18 protein-coding genes and 1 tRNA gene are annotated in these 21,150 nt (G+C 61.0%); 10 read left to right on the top strand and 9 right to left on the bottom strand.

The genetic code is table 11. From position 1 onward, the window contains the following. Window positions 1–128 precede the first annotated feature (128 nt). Window positions 129–1,457, bottom strand: a complete 1,329-nt coding sequence (gene tig, locus AQS8620_RS09215; protein ID WP_085836562.1) for a trigger factor — start codon at window positions 1,455–1,457, stop codon at window positions 129–131. 346 nt (window positions 1,458–1,803) lie between these two features. Here tig and AQS8620_RS09210 point away from each other — a divergent pair, with 346 nt between their 5' ends. Together AQS8620_RS09210 and AQS8620_RS09205 are read left to right on the top strand one after the other, a co-directional pair. Then, the gene (locus AQS8620_RS09210; RefSeq protein WP_085836561.1) at window positions 1,804–3,201 is read left to right on the top strand and encodes a phosphohexomutase domain-containing protein; all 1,398 of its coding nucleotides are present in this window, start codon (window positions 1,804–1,806) and stop codon (window positions 3,199–3,201) included. A gap of 219 nt (window positions 3,202–3,420) precedes the next feature. Beyond that, window positions 3,421–4,587, top strand: a complete 1,167-nt coding sequence (locus AQS8620_RS09205) for a nucleotide sugar dehydrogenase (protein ID WP_085836560.1) — start codon at window positions 3,421–3,423, stop codon at window positions 4,585–4,587. 256 nt (window positions 4,588–4,843) lie between these two features. Here the strand turns inward: AQS8620_RS09205 and AQS8620_RS09200 are convergent. Continuing rightward, window positions 4,844–4,927 (bottom strand) — tRNA-Leu (locus AQS8620_RS09200). Window positions 4,928–5,067: 140 nt separating this feature from the next. Here AQS8620_RS09200 and AQS8620_RS09195 point away from each other — a divergent pair. Next, the gene (locus tag AQS8620_RS09195; protein ID WP_085836559.1) at window positions 5,068–5,547 is read left to right on the top strand and encodes a Hint domain-containing protein; all 480 of its coding nucleotides are present in this window, start codon (window positions 5,068–5,070) and stop codon (window positions 5,545–5,547) included. 32 nt (window positions 5,548–5,579) lie between these two features. On the opposite strand, the gene AQS8620_RS09190 is transcribed toward AQS8620_RS09195, so the two are convergent. After that, window positions 5,580–6,470 carry an NAD(P)H-hydrate dehydratase gene (locus AQS8620_RS09190; RefSeq protein WP_234990438.1) on the bottom strand — a complete coding sequence of 297 codons (891 nt, stop codon included), beginning with the start codon at window positions 6,468–6,470 and terminating at the stop codon, window positions 5,580–5,582. Between the two features lie 289 nt (window positions 6,471–6,759). Here AQS8620_RS09190 and AQS8620_RS09180 point away from each other — a divergent pair, with 289 nt between their 5' ends. Then, the gene (locus AQS8620_RS09180) at window positions 6,760–7,098 is read left to right on the top strand and encodes a P-II family nitrogen regulator (protein ID WP_085836556.1); all 339 of its coding nucleotides are present in this window, start codon (window positions 6,760–6,762) and stop codon (window positions 7,096–7,098) included. A 69-nt stretch (window positions 7,099–7,167) separates the two neighbouring features. Then, on the top strand, window positions 7,168–8,574 hold the full coding sequence (glnA, locus tag AQS8620_RS09175; protein WP_085836555.1) for a type I glutamate--ammonia ligase: 1,407 nt from the start codon (window positions 7,168–7,170) through the stop codon (window positions 8,572–8,574). A 209-nt stretch (window positions 8,575–8,783) separates the two neighbouring features. Here the strand turns inward: glnA and AQS8620_RS09170 are convergent, their stop codons facing one another. From AQS8620_RS09170 to AQS8620_RS09155, 4 genes are all read right to left on the bottom strand, one after another. Beyond that, window positions 8,784–9,722 (bottom strand): dioxygenase family protein, encoded by a 939-nt coding sequence (locus tag AQS8620_RS09170; RefSeq protein WP_085836554.1) that lies wholly within the window; start codon window positions 9,720–9,722, stop codon window positions 8,784–8,786. Between the two features lie 175 nt (window positions 9,723–9,897). Continuing rightward, window positions 9,898–10,509, bottom strand: a complete 612-nt coding sequence (locus AQS8620_RS09165) for a biotin transporter BioY (protein WP_370737889.1) — start codon at window positions 10,507–10,509, stop codon at window positions 9,898–9,900. A 187-nt stretch (window positions 10,510–10,696) separates the two neighbouring features. Further along, window positions 10,697–11,248 (bottom strand): DUF6314 family protein, encoded by a 552-nt coding sequence (locus tag AQS8620_RS09160; RefSeq protein ID WP_143267489.1) that lies wholly within the window; start codon window positions 11,246–11,248, stop codon window positions 10,697–10,699. 50 nt (window positions 11,249–11,298) lie between these two features. Continuing rightward, window positions 11,299–11,748 carry a GAF domain-containing protein gene (locus AQS8620_RS09155; RefSeq protein ID WP_085836552.1) on the bottom strand — a complete coding sequence of 150 codons (450 nt, stop codon included), beginning with the start codon at window positions 11,746–11,748 and terminating at the stop codon, window positions 11,299–11,301. 229 nt (window positions 11,749–11,977) lie between these two features. Here AQS8620_RS09155 and purB point away from each other — a divergent pair, with 229 nt between their 5' ends. The 4 genes from purB (at window position 11,978) to AQS8620_RS09135 (ending at window position 16,500) form a co-directional block, all read left to right on the top strand. Then, complete coding sequence (purB, locus tag AQS8620_RS09150) at window positions 11,978–13,282, top strand: adenylosuccinate lyase (protein WP_085836551.1); 1,305 nt, start codon at window positions 11,978–11,980, stop codon at window positions 13,280–13,282. Window positions 13,283–13,434: 152 nt separating this feature from the next. Next, window positions 13,435–14,502: a flagellar motor switch protein FliG gene (locus tag AQS8620_RS09145; protein WP_234990437.1), complete on the top strand. Its 1,068-nt coding sequence runs from the start codon at window positions 13,435–13,437 to the stop codon at window positions 14,500–14,502. Between the two features lie 146 nt (window positions 14,503–14,648). Next, window positions 14,649–15,551: a DMT family transporter gene (locus AQS8620_RS09140; protein WP_234990436.1), complete on the top strand. Its 903-nt coding sequence runs from the start codon at window positions 14,649–14,651 to the stop codon at window positions 15,549–15,551. After that, window positions 15,541–16,500 (top strand): lysophospholipid acyltransferase family protein, encoded by a 960-nt coding sequence (locus AQS8620_RS09135; protein ID WP_085836548.1) that lies wholly within the window; start codon window positions 15,541–15,543, stop codon window positions 16,498–16,500. The genes AQS8620_RS09140 and AQS8620_RS09135 overlap by 11 nt, the downstream gene beginning before the upstream one ends. Window positions 16,501–16,604: 104 nt before the next feature. Here AQS8620_RS09135 and AQS8620_RS09130 read toward each other — a convergent pair whose 3' ends face one another. Together AQS8620_RS09130 and AQS8620_RS09125 are read right to left on the bottom strand one after the other, a co-directional pair. After that, window positions 16,605–18,686: a cation:proton antiporter gene (locus AQS8620_RS09130; protein ID WP_085836547.1), complete on the bottom strand. Its 2,082-nt coding sequence runs from the start codon at window positions 18,684–18,686 to the stop codon at window positions 16,605–16,607. A gap of 128 nt (window positions 18,687–18,814) precedes the next feature. Continuing rightward, on the bottom strand, window positions 18,815–19,981 hold the full coding sequence (locus AQS8620_RS09125; RefSeq protein WP_085836546.1) for a deoxyguanosinetriphosphate triphosphohydrolase: 1,167 nt from the start codon (window positions 19,979–19,981) through the stop codon (window positions 18,815–18,817). A gap of 77 nt (window positions 19,982–20,058) precedes the next feature. On the opposite strand from AQS8620_RS09125, the gene AQS8620_RS09120 reads away from it, so the two are divergent. After that, entirely contained in the window at window positions 20,059–20,391 is a 333-nt protein-coding gene (locus AQS8620_RS09120; protein ID WP_085836545.1) for a HesB/IscA family protein, read from the top strand. Window positions 20,392–21,150: the final 759 nt, after the last annotated feature.

Below are 21,150 nucleotides of genomic sequence, written 5' to 3'. Positions count from 1 at the left end.
CACGAGCCGCCGTTTCTCATTTCACCGACGCCCCCACCGCCGCCCCCACCACTGGCCCCGACAATAGCAGCCCATAAAAAAAGGCCGCCCCAAGGGGCGACCTTTCAACATCTCCAACGTCGAGACGCTTATTCTTCGTCGAGCGCTTCAACAGCTTTTTCAAGCTCTTCCTTGGTGACTTCCTTTTCGGTCACAGTGGATTGCTCAAAGACCCAGTCCACAACCTTGTCTTCAAAGATCGGGGCTTGCAGCTGCTGACGCATTTGCGGGTTTTGCTGAACGAATTCAAAGAACTGACGCTCCTGACCGGGGTACTGGCGCGCCTGCGTCATCACCGCTTGGGTCAGTTCGGCATCGGTCACCTGAATCTCTTGCTTCTGGCCCAGTTCAGCCAAGAGCAAACCAAGGCGCACGCGGCGCTCGGCCAGTTTCATGTGCTCGTCAGTGGTTTCGATGGTGGGGTGATCGTGGCCCTGCACATCGGGGTTTTCTTCATGCCACAGCTGGTGCGCAATCTGTTTTGCCTCGGCATCGACCAGGGAGGGCGGCAGCTCAAAGCTTACCACGCCGTCCAGCTGGTCAAGCAGACCACGTTTCATGATCGCGCGCGATGCACCGGCATATTCTGCTTCCAGACGCTCGGCGATGTTTTTCTTCAACCCTTCAAGGTCTTCTGCACCGAATTTCTTGGCCAGCTCGTCGTCGATTTGTGCATCCGCAGGCGCGTTCACGGCTTTGACGGTGCAAGCAAACACAGCGTCTTTGCCGGCAAGGTTTTCCGCACCGTATTCAGCCGGGAAGGTGACCTTGACGTCCAGCTCGTCGCCTTCCTTGGCGCCCAGCAATTGGTCTTCGAACCCGGGGATGAAGGAGTTGGAGCCAAGCACCAGCGGGTAATCTTCGGCCGCGCCGCCGTCAAAAGCCACATCGTCCACTTTGCCCAGGAAATCGATCACGATCTGGTCGCCGTCTTTGGCTTTCGACCCTTTGCGGCGCTTTTCAAAGTTCTGGGCGGTCTTGGCAAGGTTTGCCAGCGCCTCGGTCACTTCTTCTTCGCCCGCTTTGACGACGAGTTTTTCAAGTTTCACACCGGACAAATCGGCGTCGGGCACCACGGGAAGCGCCTCGTAGGACATGTTGACGACGACATCGTCGCCCTCTTTCCAGTTCTCGTCCATTTTCACGTCGGGCTGCAGCGCCGGACGGTCACCGGATTTTTCAAAGTGCTCGTTCATCGCACCATCGACGGTTTCCTGCATGGCCTCGCCCATCACACGCGGACCGTACTGTTTTTTCAGCAGGGCCATCGGGACTTTGCCCTTGCGAAAGCCCTTCATCTCGATGTCGCCGCGCGCTTCGGTCAGCTTTTCATTCACTTTGGCGTCAAGTTCGGCGGCGGTGATGGTGATCTGATAGCCGCGCTTCAGACCGTCGTTGAGGGTCTCGGTGAACTGCATGTTGGCGTCCTTCGTTTCTAATTCTGCCCCGGTGTGTGCAGGCTCCTCACCCGCAAGACCGGTCTGATAGGGTTCACGGCCACCCGAGGGCAGCCTGATAAATCAGACGCTCTTCTAGAGAGGGCAAGCCCGCCTTGCAAGGCGTAATCGCCCCGCCCTGACGCGCTTCACGCTTCCTTAACCTCTCGCCGCGCATGATACCGCCACCGTCGCAAAATCGTGGCGCGCCCAAGGATATCCGACATGCGCCCGCACCTTTCGCATTGCGCGCGCGCCGAAGGCACAGGGCGCGCCCGCGCGCAACGGCACAAACGACTCATGTCCACCGTCCCACAGGGGATCCTCTATGTTGGCTCCGGCCTTTGACATCTGCGGCTTGCGCGCCGCCACAGCGACACTGACCGCCGACCTGCTGGGCCGCTACATCCAGGCCTTTCTGGCCACCTGCGCGCAGCGTGAAGAGGTGTTTGTCAGCCGCGACCTGTCGCCCTGCGCCGCACATGTCGCGCGCAATGTGTCGATGACAGTGCGCGCCCTCGGGTTTGACGTTGTCGATTGCGACCCCGCCCCAAGCCCCGCCCTCGCCCTCGCCGCCACACAAGGCAGCGGATGCGCCATCATGGTAAGTGGCGCGCCGGCCGCGCAAGACAGCATCAGCTTGCAGTTTTTCACCCCCTCCGGAGCGCTCACCTGTGCGCAGGCCACCGACATCGCACAGGGCGCAAACACGCCCTACGCCCCTTCGAAAACCCTGCGCGGCGGTCAGGACTACCGTGACATCGGCGCCGGATATGTCGCACGCTACCTGAACGCCTTCGGGTCGGACGCCTTAACCAATATCACCGTCGGGGTCTATGAACATGCCGCCGTTGCCCGCGATCTGCTCAGCGAAATCCTGACCGCCCTCGGGGCCACGGCCATTCCCCTGCTGCGGGCGCAGGATTTCAGCCCCGCCGACCCCGAAGCCATCCCCGACGACACCCGCGCGCTCATGGCCGAACTTTGCGGCGCGCGCTGGCTGGATACGGTGGTATCGACCGACAGTCTGGGCGAGCGCCCGCTGCTTAGCGACGAGCACGGCAGGTTTATCGGCGGGGATCATCTGGGCGTGCTGACGGCGCGGATGCTGAACGCGGACACAATTTGCACCTCGGTCGCCTGCAATGATGTCGTTCGGCGGATCGACGACATCGCCACCGTCCACTTCACGCCCGTCGGCGCCGCCCATATCAGCGCGGCCATGCGCAAACTCCAGCATGACACGCCCGCTGCGCGTGTCATCGGTTTCGAGCCGAACGGCGGGGTGTTTCTTGGCTTTACCGCCGATTTGCGCGCGCCCCTCACGCCTTTGATGACGCGCGATGGCATTTTTCCGATCATCGCCACCCTCGCCGCTGCACGACTGGCGCGCATGAGCGTCGGGGATCTGGTCGCAGGCCTGCCCCCCTGTTTCAAACAGTCAGACCTTATGTCCCATATCGACCCTGCCAAAGCCGAACGCCTCGTCGGTGACCTGTCGACCTCCTCCAGCGCGCGACGTACCTTTTTTAGCGACCAGAACCGCGCCGACAGCATTGATTGCACGGATGGGCTTCGGGTGAGTTTCGAGGGCGGCGATGTCGTGCATCTGCGCCCCTGTCGGCGGCCCGCAGGCCTGCGCATTCTGACCCATGCCAACAGCGCACAACGGGCCTTTGATCTGCTGACGGCCTATCGCGGCAAAATCGAAAATGCTGTAAAATAGGGCCAGACAAGCGTCCTCCCAGTGCTCCCGCCGCAAATCCGGCGCAAATACCACAGCATCACGCTCTCCCGCGCGGCAGCCTTGCCTGTTGCGCCGCGCAGGGCTACCAAAATCAGGATCCTTTGTGTCACGATCGCGCGCCACTGTTGCCAAGGGGGCGCGATCTGGCTGTCTTGATATTTTTATGCGCTCTTTTTCCAGTCGCCGTGGGAGTTTTTGATGAAAATTGCAGTTGCCGGAATTGGCTATGTGGGCCTGTCCAACGCCGTATTGCTGGCCCAACACCACGAGGTGGTCACGGTCGATATTTCCGCCGAGCGGGTCGATATGCTCAATGCGCGCCAGTCGCCCATCATCGATGCGGAACTCGAAGAATTTCTGGCCGCGCGCCCGTTGAACCTGACCGCAACCCTCGACGCTGAAGCGGCCTATGCGGGGGCCGATTTTGTCATCGTCGCCACCCCGACCAATTACGACCCGGACGCCAATTACTTTGACACCTCTTCCGTTGAAAACGTGATCAAAACGGTGATCGGCGTGAATAAGACCGCAACCATCGTGGTGAAATCCACCGTGCCCGTGGGCTATATCAGCCGCCTGCGCGCCGATCTGAACACCACCCAAGTGATCTTCAGCCCCGAATTCCTGCGCGAAGGGCGCGCGCTATACGACAACCTGCACCCCTCGCGCATCATTGTCGGCGAGCGCTCCGAGCGGGCAAAAACCTTTGCGGCGCTGCTGGTCGAGGGGGCCGTCAAAAAAGACGCCGCCGTCCTGTTTACCGACCCCGACGAGGCCGAAGCGATCAAGCTTTTTGCCAATACCTACCTTGCGATGCGGGTCGCGTTTTTTAACGAACTCGACAGCTACGCGATGGCGGGCGGCATGGACAGCCGCCAGATTATCGACGGAATCGGCCTCGACCCGCGGATCGGCGACCATTACAACAACCCCTCCTTTGGCTATGGCGGCTATTGTTTGCCCAAAGATACCAAACAGTTGCTCGCGAATTACTCGGAGGTGCCGCAAAACCTCATCCGCGCGATTGTTGACGCCAACCGCACGCGCAAGGATTTCCTGTCCGAACAGATCCTCGCGCGCAAACCGCAGGTCGTCGGGGTGTATCGACTGGTGATGAAAGCCGGATCGGACAACTTCCGCCAGTCCTCGATCCAAGGCATCATGAAGCGCCTCAAAGCCAAGGGCATCACCGTTGTCGTCTATGAGCCGGTGATGCAGGAGGACCGTTTTTTCGGCTCCGAAGTCATCCGTGATCTGGCCGAGTTCAAATCCCGCGCCGATGTCATCATCGCCAACCGCAAAACCGCGGATATCGCCGATGTAAACGACAAGATTTTCACCCGCGACCTCTTTGGCGCCGACTGAGCAAGCGCTGCGATCACAGCGGGCGGTGTTTTTTCGGGCCAAAGAGTCGAGCCAAAGAGTCGGGCCAAAGAGTCGGGCCAAAGAGTCGGGCCAGAGAGTCGACCAGAGAGTCGCAAGCGGAGCACCGCGCCACCGTCCGCTTTTGCCGCCAAGCGCGCCAAAAGCCGCAAAACTGCTGCGCGCTCGGCCCACACGAAAAATCAACGCCGTCTTTCAAGAAAGCGCCGTCATTCAAGAAAATGTCGGGAAATCAATGTGGTGCGGGTGAAGGGACTCGAACCCCCACGCCAAAGGCGCCAGAACCTAAATCTGGTGCGTCTACCAATTCCGCCACACCCGCATTGCGCCGGTTCCTAGCAAAGCTGTGACACTTACGCCAGCCCAAAGACGCAATCGAGCAGGGTTTCGATTTTTTCTTGTGTGGCAACAATTTGCCGCACTACCCTGAGATTAATAAAAAACGAGCAATTGAGGCGCCCCATGTCGCAAAAGACGACAGGGCTTGAGCAAACCGAGACAGAGGGCACGCAGGTGTCCCTTTGGGGTATTGTTGCAGGCACCGAAATCATGACCCTTTCCGGCGCGCTGCCGGTTGAATTTCTGGACGCGGGCGATCGGGTGGTGACCCGTGATCGCGGGGCGGTGACGCTCAAACGCGTCTTTAGCCAGCCGGTGACCAGCCCGCTTGTCAAGGTTGCCTGCGGTGCGCTCGGGCATGATCGCCCCGATCGCCCGCTCTTCTTGCTGCCCCGGCAAAAGCTGCTGATCCGCGACTGGCGTGCCCGCGCGCTTTACGGGGCTGCGCAGGCTTTGGTCCCCGTGTCGAAATTGATTGACGGCCAATATGTCACGCTGACGCCCGCGCGCAGCCTGCGACTGGTGACGCTGGAATTCGACAGCGCCCATGTCCTCTATGCGGGCGGGGTTGAACTTGAGGCGCCTGCACGCGTGCGTGCCTAAAAACCCAGCCTGAATACCCGGGCCTGCGACCTTCAAACGCCCAAGGCGCGCAACACCTGCGGCAGGGTTTCAGGCAGATCCTCAGCGATCAGTCCGGCCCCGAAGCTGCGCGCGGCCGCAACATGCAACAGGGCGCCGGTTTCTGCCGCCTGACGCGGCGCAAACCCGCGCGCGCGCAGGCCGGTAATCAAACCAGCCAGGACATCGCCTGCCCCCGCCGTTGCCAGCCACGGCACAGCGCTTTCGCCCGTCGCATCACTGAGGCTGCACGCACCGTCGGGCGTGGCGATCACCGTTTGCGCCCCCTTGAGCAGCACAACACAGCCCAAATCGGCACTGGCCGCGCGCACCGCCGCGATGCGCGTGGCGAGGCTGTCATCCTGTGCCAAACGCGCGGCAATCTGCGGGCAGATCCGTTTGAATTCGCCCGCATGCGGCGTCAAAATGCAGTCGCCGTGAAGCAGCGCAGCCAAGCCGCCACTCTGCCCCCCGCCCGCCTCGCCAAGCGCCCCCAAAGCCGTCAGCGCATCCGCGTCCAGCACGCAGGGCCGCCGCGTCGCCAGCACCGCAGGCAGCACCTCCTGCGCGCGCGCCACTCCAAAGCCCGGACCAAGGCACAGGGCTGAAATCCGGTCATCTTCCAGCGCCTCGCGGATCTCCGCGGCGCTGGCAATCTGGCGCAGCATGATCGCAGTGAGCTGCGCGGCGCATTCTGCGAGCGCCGCCTGTGGCACGCCGAGGGTCACCACCCCTGCCCCGACTCGCAGCGCCGCGCGCGCGGCCAATCGCGCCGCCCCCGTTTGCGCAGCCCCCCCGCCCAGCACCAAGGCGTGACCAGAGCTGTATTTGTGCCCCTGGGCTGGCTTGCGCAGAGCCTCGACCACCGCAGGGGTCAGGCTCAGGCGCGTGGCGTCGGCGTACATGGGCATTTCCTCTTCATTTTCATAAATTCATCCGCAGATACTGCCGTTTCTCGGTCAATACGGGCAAATTCGATCCGCTAAGCGGCGTCATTTTGGGCAGCGCTGCGTGGCTCTGCCCGTTTCTCACCAAAAAGTTCTCATTCTGCCTATTGCGAATCCACTTTGCACAAAAGATAAGCATTCGTGAGGGTTTCACTGGCGCCCTTCTGTGCAGGTGATCCATCATAATTGTGGCCACCTGAGAGAAGTGGTCTGACACCAAGCGAACCATCTGAGGAGTCGAAGGTCCATGAAAAAGATCGAAGCGATCATCAAACCCTTCAAACTCGACGAAGTGAAAGAAGCGCTGCAGGAAACCGGCGTTCAGGGTCTTTCCGTCGTAGAGGTTAAGGGTTTCGGGCGCCAGAAGGGCCACACCGAACTGTATCGTGGCGCTGAATACGTCGTGGACTTCCTGCCCAAAGTCAAAATCGAAGTCGTCCTATCCGACGATCAGGTCGACGCCGCGATCGAGGCGATCATCACCGCCGCCAAAACCGACAAGATCGGTGACGGCAAGATTTTCGTGTCTCCGGTCGAACAGGCCATCCGCATCCGCACCAGCGAGTCAGGCGAAGACGCGTTGTAAGGGAGGGCGCGGGGACGCTGTCCCCTCGTCGAACATCAATCTCAATAACAGTTGAAGGGACAACGTCAAATGAGTGTTAAAGACGTTCTCACGACCATCAAAGACGAGGAAATCGACTACGTCGATATCCGTTTCACCGATCCGCGCGGCAAGCTGCAGCACGTGACGGTCGTCGCAGATCTGGTCGACGAAGACTTCCTCGAAGAAGGCTTCATGTTCGATGGTTCCTCCATCGCTGGTTGGAAGGGCATCGAAGAGTCGGACATGAAACTCATGCCCGATACGACGTCGGCCTATATCGACCCGTTCTACGCTGAAAAAACGCTCTGCATCCATTGCTCGGTCGTCGAGCCCGACACGATGGAACCCTACGACCGTGACCCGCGCGGCACGGCCGAAAAGGCAGAAGCCTACCTCAAATCGTCCGGTATCGGCGATGCGGCCTACATGGGCCCCGAAGCTGAGTTCTTCATCTTCGACGATGTGCGCTACTCCGTGTCCATGAACAAGGTGTCCTTCCAGGTCGACGCCATCGACGGCGCCTGGAACTCCGACACCGAATACGAAATGGGCAACACCGGTCACCGTCCGGGCATCAAGGGCGGCTACTTCCCCGTCAACCCCGTTGACGATGCGCAAGACATGCGCGGCGAAATGCTGTCGACCATGAAACGCATGGGCATGAAAGTTGACAAGCACCACCACGAAGTGGCGTCCTGCCAGCACGAACTCGGCCTGATCTTCGGCTCGCTGACCAAGCAAGCCGACGAAATCCAGAAATACAAATACGTCATCCACAACGTGGCTCAAGCCTACGGCAAATCGGCAACCTTCATGCCCAAGCCCATCTCGGGCGACAACGGCACCGGTATGCACGTTAACATGTCCGTCTGGAAAGACGGCAAGCCCCTGTTCGCAGGCGACAAATACGCCGACCTGTCGGACGAGGCCCTGTGGTTCATTGGCGGTATCCTCAAGCACGCCAAATCGCTCAACGCGATCACCAACCCCTCGACCAACTCCTACAAGCGTCTGATCCCGGGCTTTGAAGCCCCCGTTCTGCGCGCGTATTCGGCACGCAACCGCTCGGGCTGCGTCCGTATTCCGTGGTCGGAATCCCCCAAGGCGAAACGCGTCGAAGCGCGCTTCCCCGATCCCGCAGCCAACCCCTATCTCGCGTTCTCCGCGCTGCTGATGGCTGGCCTTGACGGCATCAAGAACAAAATCGATCCCGGTGCGCCTTCGGACAAAGATCTCTACGATCTGCCCCCCGAAGAACTCGCCGCGATCCCCACGGTCTGTGGCTCGCTTCGTGAAGCCCTCGAAGAGCTGGAAAAAGATCACGACTACCTGCTTGCAGGCGACGTGTTCACCAAATCCCAACTCGAAGGCTACATGGCCCTCAAATGGGAAGAAGTGTATGCCTATGAGCACACGCCGCACCCCATCGAGTACAAAATGTACTACTCCTGCTAAGTCGCAGAAATTATTGGAAAAGGGCGCCCATCGGGCGCCCTTTTTCGGTTTGGCCTCTCAGACCCGCAGGAATTGCCCACGGCACCAAGGCTGCCCCGAAAAGAAAAGCGCGCCCTCAGGCACGCTTTCATCGCTCTGTGAAACTGGGGCTTTCAAGGCCAACGATTTCAAGGCCGAAGCGTTCGGGGCCGAAGCGTTCGGGGCACGGGCTATTCGTCAGGCCGCGCGGGGGGCATGGCACCGCGAAAAGGCCGCCCGCCCATTGCGCCCGGACCGCCAGCCGGCGGTCGCGCCAGCGCGGCACTGCGCGTGGCGTCAAAGTCGACGGGAATGGTCAGCCGGGCCGCATAGCCTGTCTCGGGCGTTCCGCTCATCGCCAGCGTCTGCTGTGCGATTTCGACCTCCGTGTTGTCCGCAAACACATTGTCCGTCGCAAGGCTGATCCGGTCGAGGTTACGGGTCGAGGTTTCATAAAGCGCATCGGTTTCATAAAGCTCTGCTACCACGTCATGGGGCAGCGCGATCTGCGCCGTCAGGACAGAGGCCTCACCGCTGACCGCCGCCTGCACGCTTTCAAAGACCTCAAAGTGGATATGGGGCCAGCGGCCATCATAGCAGCCCGCAACGTTGGTGGTGAATGTGACGCTTCCCGCCTGATCCGCGACCGCAAGGCCCCGCAGGTAGTTTTGATCGGTAAAATCATACAGCGAATATTTCCCGTCCGCATCACAGTGCCAGATGTAAATCGCATAGCCTGCCAGGGGCGTGCAGCCCTGCGCATCGACCAAAACCAACTCAAGCTCAAGCCGCTCCCCCTTGGCCGTGCCACTGTAGGCGCCAAAGGAGCTGCGGATATCGCGCCGCAGCACGCCCTCTTGGGTCAGCGCGTTGACGGTCTGCCCCGCCTTGCTGTTGGTGCCATCGGCCGGATAGGGTCCGGCGGTTTCCCACGGCAACGCCACGCACTCAAGCGCGGCAGCGGGCAGGCCGGACAGGGAGGCAAGGCCCACCCCGCCCATCAGCCGCAACATGCCGCGACGTCCCAGCAGCCTGGGCAGATCGCGGGCAAAGCCGCCGTCGTGATCGTGCGGGTGTTCGGTACTCTGCGGGCCATGGTGATTGCCGAGGTCGGGCTTGGCGGGACACATGGGGGTCTCCTTTGTCTGGATGACAAGCCGGTTGCTTATCTTGTCTCCATAAACGGGCGGCGCTGAGGTTTCTGTCGCTAAGGCCTGAGCCCGCGTCACATCTTTGCCGCGCCCCCATCTCGCTGGTGCCAAGAAAAAAGGGCGGGGCCCGATGGCCACGCCCCCAAAAGATCCCCTAGGCTGCGCCCGAGCGCCGGAGGCGGTCCAGCACCTGCCAGCCCCTCGGCAAAAGCATCGCCGCAAGCGCGATTTTCACCGCATCCCCCAGAAGGAACGGCGCAACGCCCCATGCAAAAATCGGCTTGTCCCAGCCATAAAGCTGCCCCAGCCACAGGGCTCCGGGGACGTAGATCATCACATTGCCGACGAAAAACGCGAGGGCCAGTTTCAGCGGCGTGCGCGCATAGCCAAAGCGGGCAAAAATGCCAAGCGTCAGCGTCGCCAGCACATAGCCGATCAGATAGCCGCCCGTGCTGCCCGTCATATAGCGCCAGCCATGATCCTGCGCGGAGGAGCCGACAAACACATCAAATCCGGCTGCCCCGACGAGCATATAGGCAAGCACCGTCACTAGCCCCAAGCGCGGGCCATACAGCGCCCCCACACAGAGCACCGCAAAGGTGCCCATGGTGATGGGAACCGGCCACATCGGCACCGAGACTTTGGCAAAAACAGTGATCAATGCGACCCCGAAGGCGACCAGTGCGGCTTCCTTGACCCGCAAAGCCGATCCCTCACAGGCACCGATGGTTTCGGCGAGCACTTTATCCGTCATTACAGTCGTCACGTCATCCCACCCCGCTGGTCCACTGTCGCCGTTGCTTTCACCGAATCTATGCCCCAATACGTTGAGCCGATCAAGTCGAGCGCACGACAAACGAGCACAGAAAATCATTTTTTTCGCTGCAAAATCAGGGATTGGGATCAAGAGCGCCCCCACAAACAGACCAAAATGCATCCCGCTTTTGGGGCCCCTATGCCTTGGGGGGCGCGAGACGTTCGAACAGGCTGCGGCTCTCGTAGGATTTGCGCGGACCTTGCACGTGCCAGACCATCTGCCACCGCCCCAGGGCAAGTGCGGCGAAATCATAGCGCACGCGGTAGTGGTCGGGATCGCACCAATGGCTGGCGTTGGGGGCGTCCTGCGGGTCGGGGATCGCTGCCGTCTGTGGCAGCGCAAACCTGTGAAAGCTGCGCCCGTCCCCAAAGAACACGGCCACGCCCTGTGGGTGCGAGCGCCACAGGTAGCCTTGCTCTGCAGGCATCGGCGGGTGGCCTGCGATGTGCAGGTCACCCCGCTCGCGCAGCACCAGCCCGAAGGGCACGCCCCCCGCGTCAGGGCGCGCCGGGGCGATCTGATGCGCATCCAGCGGGCTTTCGGGGGAAAATTCCGCAATCGCGCGCAGATGCGCCTCTGTGCCGGCCCTGAAATCCGCAATCTCGCGCGTCAGACGCCAGCGGCCGATCAGCCCTGCCAGAAAGTGACACGACACAGGATGTGCAAAAAAGGAAGCATGACCAAACATCCCGACGGTCTAACGCCACAAGCGCCTTCGCAAAAGATGCAATAAATTCGCTATAAAAACGCGGGCGCAAGTTGTCTTGCCGCAAATAATTGATCCAACTGCCCCGCCGCCGCAACGATCATCGAGATATCCGTGTCAGACCAGCGTCGGGGGCGGTGTTCATAGGCACAGACGGCCCCGCTTGGCAGGCCATCGCGGGAAAAATGCACAGGCGCACCGATGTAGGACAACAATCCGCACTCCACGACCGAGCGGTTCAGCCGCACCAAAGGATGACTCAGCGCATCATCGACCACGAGGGGGAAATCCATAGCCTTCACATGCTGGCAAATGGAATAGTCGATGCTCTCGGGGATCAAGGCCCCCTGCGGGTTCGCGCGCGCCAGAATAATCTGCGTCGGTTCCTCGACACGGGTCAATAACACATCCGCGCAGCGCAGCTGGTCGCGCGCCACCCGTAAAATATCATCTGCGGTCGTCACCCCCGCAAGCCTGATCATCGTACCATCATACCGCAAACCATCTCTTACACGCGCTCGTGCCTACCAGATTATGCCGCAAAAATAAAGCGACGAGACCGCTTTGGGCGTGGCAAAAGCAAGATATCGCTGCCGGTTGCGCGCCACGGTTCCAAGACGGGGGCGCGCGCCACCCTTGCCCTAGGGCGAGGCGAAGTTTAAAGACCCCTCAGACGCTCTTTATATATGCTGCCAACCGAAAGGTCCGCCGATGATCCCCCGCTATTCCCGCCCCGATATGGTTGCCATCTGGGAGCCCGCGACCAAGTTCAAAATCTGGTACGAGATCGAAGCTCACGCCTGTGATGCGATGGCCGATCTGGGCGTAATCCCGCGCGAAAACGCGGATGCGGTGTGGAAAGCCAAGGATGTCGAGTTCGACGTGGCACGCATCGACGAAATCGAAGCCGTCACCAAACATGACGTCATCGCCTTTCTCACCCATCTGGCCGAACATGTCGGCTCGGATGAGGCGCGTTTCGTCCATCAGGGCATGACCTCCTCGGATGTGCTTGACACCTGTTTCAACGTGCAGCTGGTGCGTGCCAGCGACATCCTGATCAAGGACATGGACGCCCTGCTCGCCGCCCTCAAGAAGCGCGCGCTCGAGCACAAGAACACCGTGCGTGTCGGGCGCAGCCACGGCATCCACGCCGAACCCACCACGATGGGGCTGACCTTTGCACGGTTCTACGCCGAAATGGACCGCAACCTTGCCCGCCTCAAAGCCGCGCGCGCCGAAATTGCCACGGGCGCGATTTCCGGTGCGGTGGGCACTTTTGCCAACGTCGATCCGCGCGTTGAGGAACATGTGTGCGAAAAGCTGGGCCTTTCGCCCGAACCGATTTCGACACAGGTGATCCCGCGCGACCGTCATGCGATGTTCTTTTCCGTGCTCGGTGTGATTGCCTCCTCGATCGAAAACGTGGCCATCGAAATCCGCCACATGCAGCGCACCGAAGTGCTTGAGGGCGCGGAATTCTTCTCGATGGGGCAAAAAGGCTCCTCGGCGATGCCGCATAAAAAGAACCCCGTGCTGACCGAAAACCTTACCGGCCTTGCGCGCCTCGTGCGCATGTCGGTCGTCCCGGCGATGGAAAACGTCGCCCTGTGGCACGAGCGCGATATCTCGCACTCCTCCGTTGAGCGCACCATCGGGCCGGACACGACGATCACGCTTGATTTCGCCCTCAACCGTTTGACCGGCGTTGTCGACAAAATGTTGATCTTCCCCGATAACATGCTCGAAAACATGAACAAATTCCCAGGTCTGGTGATGTCGCAGCGCGTACTTCTGGCCCTCACCCAAGCAGGTGTGTCGCGCGAGGATGCCTATGCGATGGTGCAGCGCAACGCGCTCAAAGTCTGGGAATTTCGTGTCGATTTCCAAGAGCAGCTTCTGGCGGATAAAGATGTTGTCGCGGCCCTTGGCGAGGACGGCATCAAGGCCAAATTCGACATGGAATATCACACCAAACATGTCGACACGATTTTCAAACGCGTGTTCGGCGCCTGAGACGATTTGTGATCACACGATGATTTGGGCCCCTCCGCACCACTGCGGCGGGGCCTTTTTAATAAAATTATCCGCATTGCGCGCTTGGTAGGCGATCCTTAACCCTTCGCCGCGATACTACCCTCTAACAGAGACAGGATCGGAGCGGCTGCGTGAACGCACTTCCCAAACTCGGTAGTGATTTCCCCCCCATCGGCAATTTGGCGATGGGGGGTGGCGCACAGGCCATGACCAAAAAGCAAAAGGCCGCCATCGTCGTGCGACTGCTCGCCGCCGAAGGTATTCGCGTGCCTTTATCAGGCCTTAGCGAGGAAATGCAGGTCGATCTGGCGCGCCAGCTTAGCGAAATGCACTACATCAGCCGCGAGACCCTGAGAGGGGTGGTCGAGGAATTCGTCGAGGAACTCGATGCGATCGGCCTTGCCTTTCCGGGCGGGCTTGAGGGCGCGCTGAACCTGCTGGAAGGCTCGATTTCTGCGGCCACCTCGGCCAAGCTGCGCAAACAGGCGGGCTACAAGCTGACCGGCGATCCGTGGGAACGGATTTCGGATATGGATACCGTGCGGCTGTTGCCAATTCTGGAACAGGAAAGCGTTCAGGTCGGCGCGGTGCTTTTGTCGAAACTGAAAGTGGCCAAAGCGGCCGAACTGCTGGGCATGTTGCCCGGGCCGCGCGCGCGCAAGATCACCTACGCCATTTCCCTGACAGGCTCGGTGGCGCCGGATGCGGTGCAAAAAATCGGCATTTCCATTGCCGGCCAACTGGATGCCCAGCCCGCCAAAGCCTTTAGCGACGGGCCGGTCGAACGGGTGGGCGCGATCCTCAACTTTTCGCCCTCGGGCACGCGCGACGACGTGCTTGCGGGGCTGGAGGAAACCGATCAGGGCTTTGCCGACGAGGTGCGCAAATCCATCTTTACCTTCGTCAACATTGCCACGCGGATTGATGCGCGCGACGTGCCCAAAATCGTGCGCGAAGTGGATGCGACCGTTTTGATCAAAGCGCTGCAAGGGGCCAAAGGCGAGGGCACGAAATCCGCCGAATTCATCCTCTCGAACATGTCCCAACGCATGGCGCAGGGCCTGCGCGACGAAATGGCGGCGCTTGGATCGATCAAGGAAAAAGACGCCGAAGAGGCGCAAACGGCCGTGGTCGCCGCAATCCGCGAATTGGAAGGCAACGGCGAAATATTCCTGCTGACGGGCGATGACGACGCATAGTCGCCGCCCTGCACATGCTGGACAGCCCTGAGCGCGGCGCATAGGATTTGGCCATGACAGACCGCCCTCTCCCGCGCCCGCGCAGCGCCTCCCCTGGCATAAGCCGCTTTTGGTTCAGGCTTTCGCCGCCATCGCGCGCCATCTTGATGATGATTACAGCGATTTTCTTTTTCTCGCTGATGGATGCCACCGTCAAAGGCCTGTCGCAGGATCTGCACACGGCGCAGGTGCTCTGGGCGCGCTACACGGGACAGTTGATCGCGCTTTTGCCCTTTGTTTTGCCGCGCCTGACCCGCACTCTCAAAACGCGCCATCTTCATATTCAGGTCGCCCGCGCCTTTTTGATGATGGGCGCGACGTTTTGCTTTTTCACCTCTCTGCGCCATATCGGCCTTGCCGAAGCCACGGCCGTGATGGATCTGAACCCGATGCTCACCACCCTGGGCGCCGCCCTGTTTCTGGGGGAGCGATTTGGGCCGCGCCGCGCGCTTGGGGTTGGCGCCGCCGTTGTGGGGGCCTTGATCATCATCCGCCCCGGCATGGCGGTGTTTTCACCCTATGCGCTTTTGCCGCTGCTTGCGGCCTGTTGTTACACCAGCTTTTCGCTGCTCACGCGCTGGGTTGGCGCTTCGGAATCCCCTTTGACATCAATGCTCTACACCGCCTTGATCGGCGCCTCTGTGCTAAGCGTGATCGTGCTGCCCTATTGGATCACCCCCGCCCCGAAACATTGGGCACTGATGGCGTTGATCGGTGGCCTGGGCGCGACGGGGCAAATGTTGATGATCCGCTCGCTCTCCTTGGGCGAAGCCAGCCTTGTGGCACCCTTTACCTACGTCGGCCTGCCGCTTGCGACCCTCTGGGCGGTCGTGTTCTTTGGCGACTGGCCCGATGCGGCGACGATACTGGGGGCGCTTGTGATCGTGGGCGCGGGACTTTATGTCTGGCACCGAGAAGCGCGCCAGAACCTGCCCAGCACCTGCGCGCGCTTGCCGCTGGATGCGGCCACCCCGACGCAACCGCCCGAAAGCCCGCGTGATGACCGATAGCCGCCCTGCCCCGAAGGCCCAGAAACCGACGCGATCCGCGACCCGCGATGCGCTGTTGGACCGTGCCATTCGCGGCGTGCTTTGGGCGGCGCTGCGCCTGCCCTATCGCCACCGTGTGCCGGCAATGGGCTGGGTAATGGCGCATCTGGTCAGCCCGCTGGCAGGGTATCGCGCGCGAATCCGCGACAATCTGGCCTATGTCCTGCCCGAGCTGCCCGCCACGCAGGCCCGCGCCCTGATGCGCAAGGTGCCCGACAATGTCGGACGCACGCTGATCGAAATCTACTCGGGGCCGGAATTTATAAACCGGATCAAAGACATCCCCCTTAAGGGAGAGGGCGCGCAAGCCCTACAGGAGGCCTATGCTGCCCAGCGGCCGGTGGTGCTGGTCACAGGGCATTTTGGCAATTACGACGTGGCGCGCGGGGCGCTTGTGGCGCGCGGGTATCCTGTCGGCGGCATCTACAACCCGATGAAAAACGCCGCCTTCAACACCCATTACGTGCGCGCCATCGAAACCATCGGCACGCCCCTGTTTGCACGGGGGCGGCGCGGCATGGGCGGTATGCTCAAGCATCTCAAAGGCGGTGGCATGATCGGGATCGTCGTCGATCAATACGTCAACAAGGGCGCTTTGCTGCGCTATTTCGACAAGCCTGCACGCACGGCCCTCTCGGCGGCGGAACTGGCGTTGAAATTTGATGCGCTGCTGATCCCGATTTACGGCATCCGGCAAGCCAACGGGTTGGATTTCGACATTCGCGTCGAAGCGCCCATCCCCGCCTCGGATGCGCAAACCATGACACAGGCGCTCAATGACAGCCTTGAGGCATTGACGCGCAGGCATATGGATCAGTGGTTCTGGATTCACCGGCGCTGGAAACCCGACCGCGAGGCCCGGCGCGCCGCCAAATTGGCCCCCCCGAAGTCGGAACCGGCCCCGGATTGAAACCACAGACTGACACCACAGACTGAATTGGCAAAAACGGCGCAGCCCGATCAAGGCTGCGCCGTTTTGCGCTTAGGTATAGGTCACCTTGCTCAGGCTCGGCCTCAGGCGCCGGCCCCTTTGCCAAGTCCTGTGTCGGAGGTGTCGGCGCGATGCGCCGTGACGCCAACGGCGCGCTTGGCCTCTTTGCCCGGATCTTCGCGGTCGCGCTGTTTTTCTGCTTCCTGGGCGACAACTTCTGCGCCTGCGGGTTCTTTGACGGGCGGCTGCAAGGCCACAAGTCGCACATCGCGCCCGACTTTGGCCAAGGCCGTGCGCCGCTGCGCCTCGCCAAAGCGGCGTTGCAATTCGGCCCGGCGGGCTTCGCGCCGCTCGTTTGGCAGGTCTTCCAGTTCCGCTTCCAAAGCGGCTTCCGCGCGCCGCGGGAACAGCGCGTCATATTCCTCGGGCAGCAACTGGCGCAGCTTGCCCTCCAGATCGAGACGACCGATCAACACGGCTTCGGGGCGGGTGTCTTTCCACTGCTCGAAGGTGAATTCCTCGGTCAGGCGGGTGAATTTAACCGTCCAACCCTCGATCATCAGATCTTCGAGCTGGCGGAAGGTATAGCCCCCGCCAAAGGGCCGTCCGCCGATCTGGTTGGGCAAGGCATGGCGGGATTTTTCCGCATTTTCACGCGCGATCTGCCAGACGTTTTCGCGGCCATGTTCCGGCCCGAGGTCAGAGGTGACCAGCGTGTTATACGCGTCGTTTTCAGTCGCCGCGATCACCGTCTCGTAGATCATGAACTCAAGGTTATCCTCGGCGGCTTCCGACAGGACATCGCCGTAAAACACCGGCAATCCCGCAGAGCGCGCCCGCGACAGGCGCGCGCGGTTGGGGTCGATCACCAACACCGGCACATCGGCCTTTTTCAATCCCTCGCCCAGCGAGGTGGTAAAGCGCGACCCACCCACCAGCATAACGCCCGGTTTGCCCTTGCCCGCAAGCCCAAGCGCGCGCGCCACCGGTCCCAGCGTAAAGCCGTGCAAGACCACCGTGACCAGCACCAGAACAAAGGCCAAAGGCGCGATCAGATTGGCATCTGCCACCCCTGCCGCCGTCAGGCGTTGCCCGAACAGCCCCGCCACGGCGACCAGCACAACGCCGCGCGGACCGGTAAAGGCGATCAGCGCGCGTTCGCGTGCGGGCACATCCGATCCGGCAAGCGACAGGAACACCGTCAAGGGGCGCACGGCGAGAATGACCAGCGCCACGAACAGCGCCGCTCGCCAGTTCAGCAAGGACACCGTGTCGAATTTCAGCGAGGCCGCAAGCAGGATGAACACCCCCGACACCAGCAGGATCGTGGCATGTTCCTTGAAGCGGCGCAGCTCTGTAAAACTGGGCAGATCAGCATTGGCGATCACAAGCCCCATGATCGTCACCGCCAGCAATCCGCTTTCGTGCAGCAGCGCGTTGGGGGCGGCGAAGCAGACCAAAAGCACCGCAAACAGCACGGGCACTTTCATATATTCCGGCACAAGTCCGCGGCGAAACGACACCGCAATGCCTTTTCCCGCGGCAAAGCCCACGATCACCGCAACGATGATCCCCACCAGCGACATCACCGCGGCCTGCGGGCCCGAGGCCCCGGCCCCGACAACGACGACCACTTCGAACGCCAGAACCGCCGCCAAAGCCCCGATCGGATCGTTGACAATGGCCTCCCATTGCAACAGCGACGCCGGGCGGCGGGACAATTTGGCCTGACGCAGCAAGGGGGCAATCACCGTGGGTCCGGTGACAATCATGATGCCGCCGAACACCGTGGCCGAGGCCCAGCTCAGCCCTGCGCCGTAATGCAGCGCGAGCGTCGAGAGCAGCCACCCCAGCGGCGCACCGATCAGCACAAGCCGCTTGACGCCCTGCGCCGCATCCCCCAAGCGCCGCAAATCAAGCGTCAACCCGCCCTCGAACAGGATCACCGCAACCGCGAGCGAAATCAGCGGCTGCACGATGGGTCCGATGTCGCGCGCGGGATCAAACAGGCCCAAAAGCGGGCCGACGATCAACCCTGCGGCCAGCATCAACACGATGGCCGGCAGGCGCAGCCGCCATGCGATCCACTGTGCGCCAACCCCCAAGGCCCCCACAAGGGCAAAGCCCATCACAGGGTCCATTGCGCCCGAAACTGCTCCAGCCATTCTTTCGTCCTTTGTAAAGCGGCGTCCCAACAGGATCAGACCGCGCCCTCAAGCTACTGTTCTTGCAGGGGTTTCGCGTCACGCTTGCACATGATCGCCCCCCGATTGCCTCATCGAATCGCGCCAGCCTAGCCGCAAAGACGTTCGAATTCCTGAATGGCAAAACGGTCGGTCATGCCCGCAACATAGTCCAACACCAGCCGCGCCAATTCGGTTTCATCCTCGCAACCGGCCACTTCGGCCCGCCACTCTTGGGGCAGCAGGTCTGGCTGGGCCATAAACAGCGGAAACAGCGCATAAATCATATCCGTCACGCGCTTGCGTTCCACCACCACCGAAGGCGCGCGGTACATGCGGGTAAAGAGGAAACTCTTGATCGCTTTGAGATTCTGGTAGAACGGTTTGGAAAAGCGGATGATCGTGCGGTCCATATCGCGGATGTCCTGCGCGCTTTGGGGTTGCGCGGCCTCCAGGCGCTGCGTGGCGATGGTCAGCACATCCTCGACCATCCAGCCGAAAATGCGCCGCAATGCCTCATGGTCGCGCCGGTTGCGATCCAGATCGGGGTACAGGGCGTCAACTTCGGCATAGGCCGGACCGGTCAGCGGCAGCTCCATCAGGTCCTCGGCGGTGAACAGACCCGCGCGCAGTCCGTCGTGCAGGTCGTGGTGGTTGTAGGCCACATCATCGGCGATCGCGGCGACCTGCGCCTCGGCGCTGGCAAAGGTGTGCAGTTCCAAATCGAACAGCGCGTTCACCTCGCGCAGCGCGTAGGAGGGCCCGCCCGCGTGTTTCTTTTCATCGGCAAAAGGACCGGTGATCGGCCCGTTATGCTTGGCCAGCCCCTCAAGCGTCTCCCACGTAAGGTTCAGCCCGTCGAAATCGGCATAATGCTTTTCCAGCTTGGTCACGATGCGCAACGCCTGCGCATTGTGATCAAAGCCGCCGTAGGGCGCCATCAGCACCTCAAGCGCATCCTCGCCCGTGTGGCCAAAGGGCGAATGCCCCAGATCATGCGCCAGCGCAATCGCTTCGGCCAGGGCATCGTTCAGACCCAAAGCCGCCGAAATCGTGCGCGCGACCTGCGCGACTTCGATGGAATGGGTCAGTCGGGTGCGGTAATAATCGCCCTCATGCTCGACGAATACCTGCGTCTTGTGCTTGAGGCGGCGAAAGGCCGAGGAATGGATAATGCGGTCACGATCGCGCTGGAACGGCGAGCGAAAGGTCGACATGCGTTCTTCATACATCCGACCGCGCGTTTCGCCCGGTTGGCTGGCATAGGGTTTGAGCATATTTTCTGCCTGTGGTTGTCGCGCTGCGTTGCACAACTTATATTCAACTTCTAACGCAGCGACAAACGGCTATCCATATGACCCTGACCCTGCCCCCCAAAGTGACCCCCCGCGCCTATGCCCGCCTTGCCGAGATCGCGCAGGCGAGTGGCGAGACCAAAGCCCTACGCGTCAGCGTCGAGGGTGGCGGGTGCTCGGGTTTTCAATATGATATCCGTCTGGATGACGCCGCCGAGGGGGACCTTGTGCTGGATGGTGAGGGCGGATCGGTCGTGGTTGATCCCACCTCCCTGCCCTTTCTTGCCAATGCGGTGATTGATTTCACCGAAGAGCTGATCGGCGCGCGCTTTGTCATCGAGAACCCCAATGCCACCGCTTCCTGCGGCTGCGGGACATCCTTTTCGATCTAGGCGCGGCATCTGCGCAGCACGATCCCCTAATCTTTTGAACAACAGCGGCACGGGGTCTCCGGTGTCGCTGTTTTTATGGGACCCAGCATTTTTCAGTAGCGCCGCTGCGCGCTGAGAAAATATCACGCGCCTGCGACCCCCCGTTGCCTCCCTGCGTTGCCTCCCTGTGTTGCCTCATCGCGGACAGCACGCGACGGGCAACGATTCGCACAAATCCGGTCACCGCGGCCCGCAATCGCGCCCCTGGCCCGGGCGAAATCCCCCCAAACAGGCATCGCAAGACATGGCTGTGAGATTTTTTTAAAAAAACTCGATGTCGCGCGACATAGCACCTCACAGGGGTATCACAGATTTGTGACACAGCCCCTCTTGTCAAAATTGCCCCCGACCGCGCCGCCCGGCCTAGCCATACAGGTCGGCCAAAACGGTAGAATGAACCGTTTAGTCCAGTAAAATAAGGGGAATTGTGGGGGGCGGATGGGACGCGGCTTTTGCAGGTTCAACACCACAGCAAATCGCAAGACGCATCTTATACCGCTCTAAACGCCGTCTGGACCACTTTCCGTCCGTGCGATAGCGCACAGAGGATATTTTACCCCTGCACATCACATTTTTCGATATTTTTTGTGATATTCCAACCCCTTAACTTTCCCGCGAAAGAGGATAGATGTCTCTCATCGAAACGCAGACAGACACAAAACGACAGTCTGCTGCACATATACACACAAGCCTCACAGCTTACTTTACGGAGAAGACCTC

It is taken from the genome of Aquimixticola soesokkakensis (assembly GCF_900172375.1).
Lineage (GTDB): Bacteria > Pseudomonadota > Alphaproteobacteria > Rhodobacterales > Rhodobacteraceae > Aquimixticola > Aquimixticola soesokkakensis.
The sequence above is the reverse complement of the archived record's forward strand: the minus strand, read 5'-3'. Positions and strand labels throughout refer to the sequence as shown.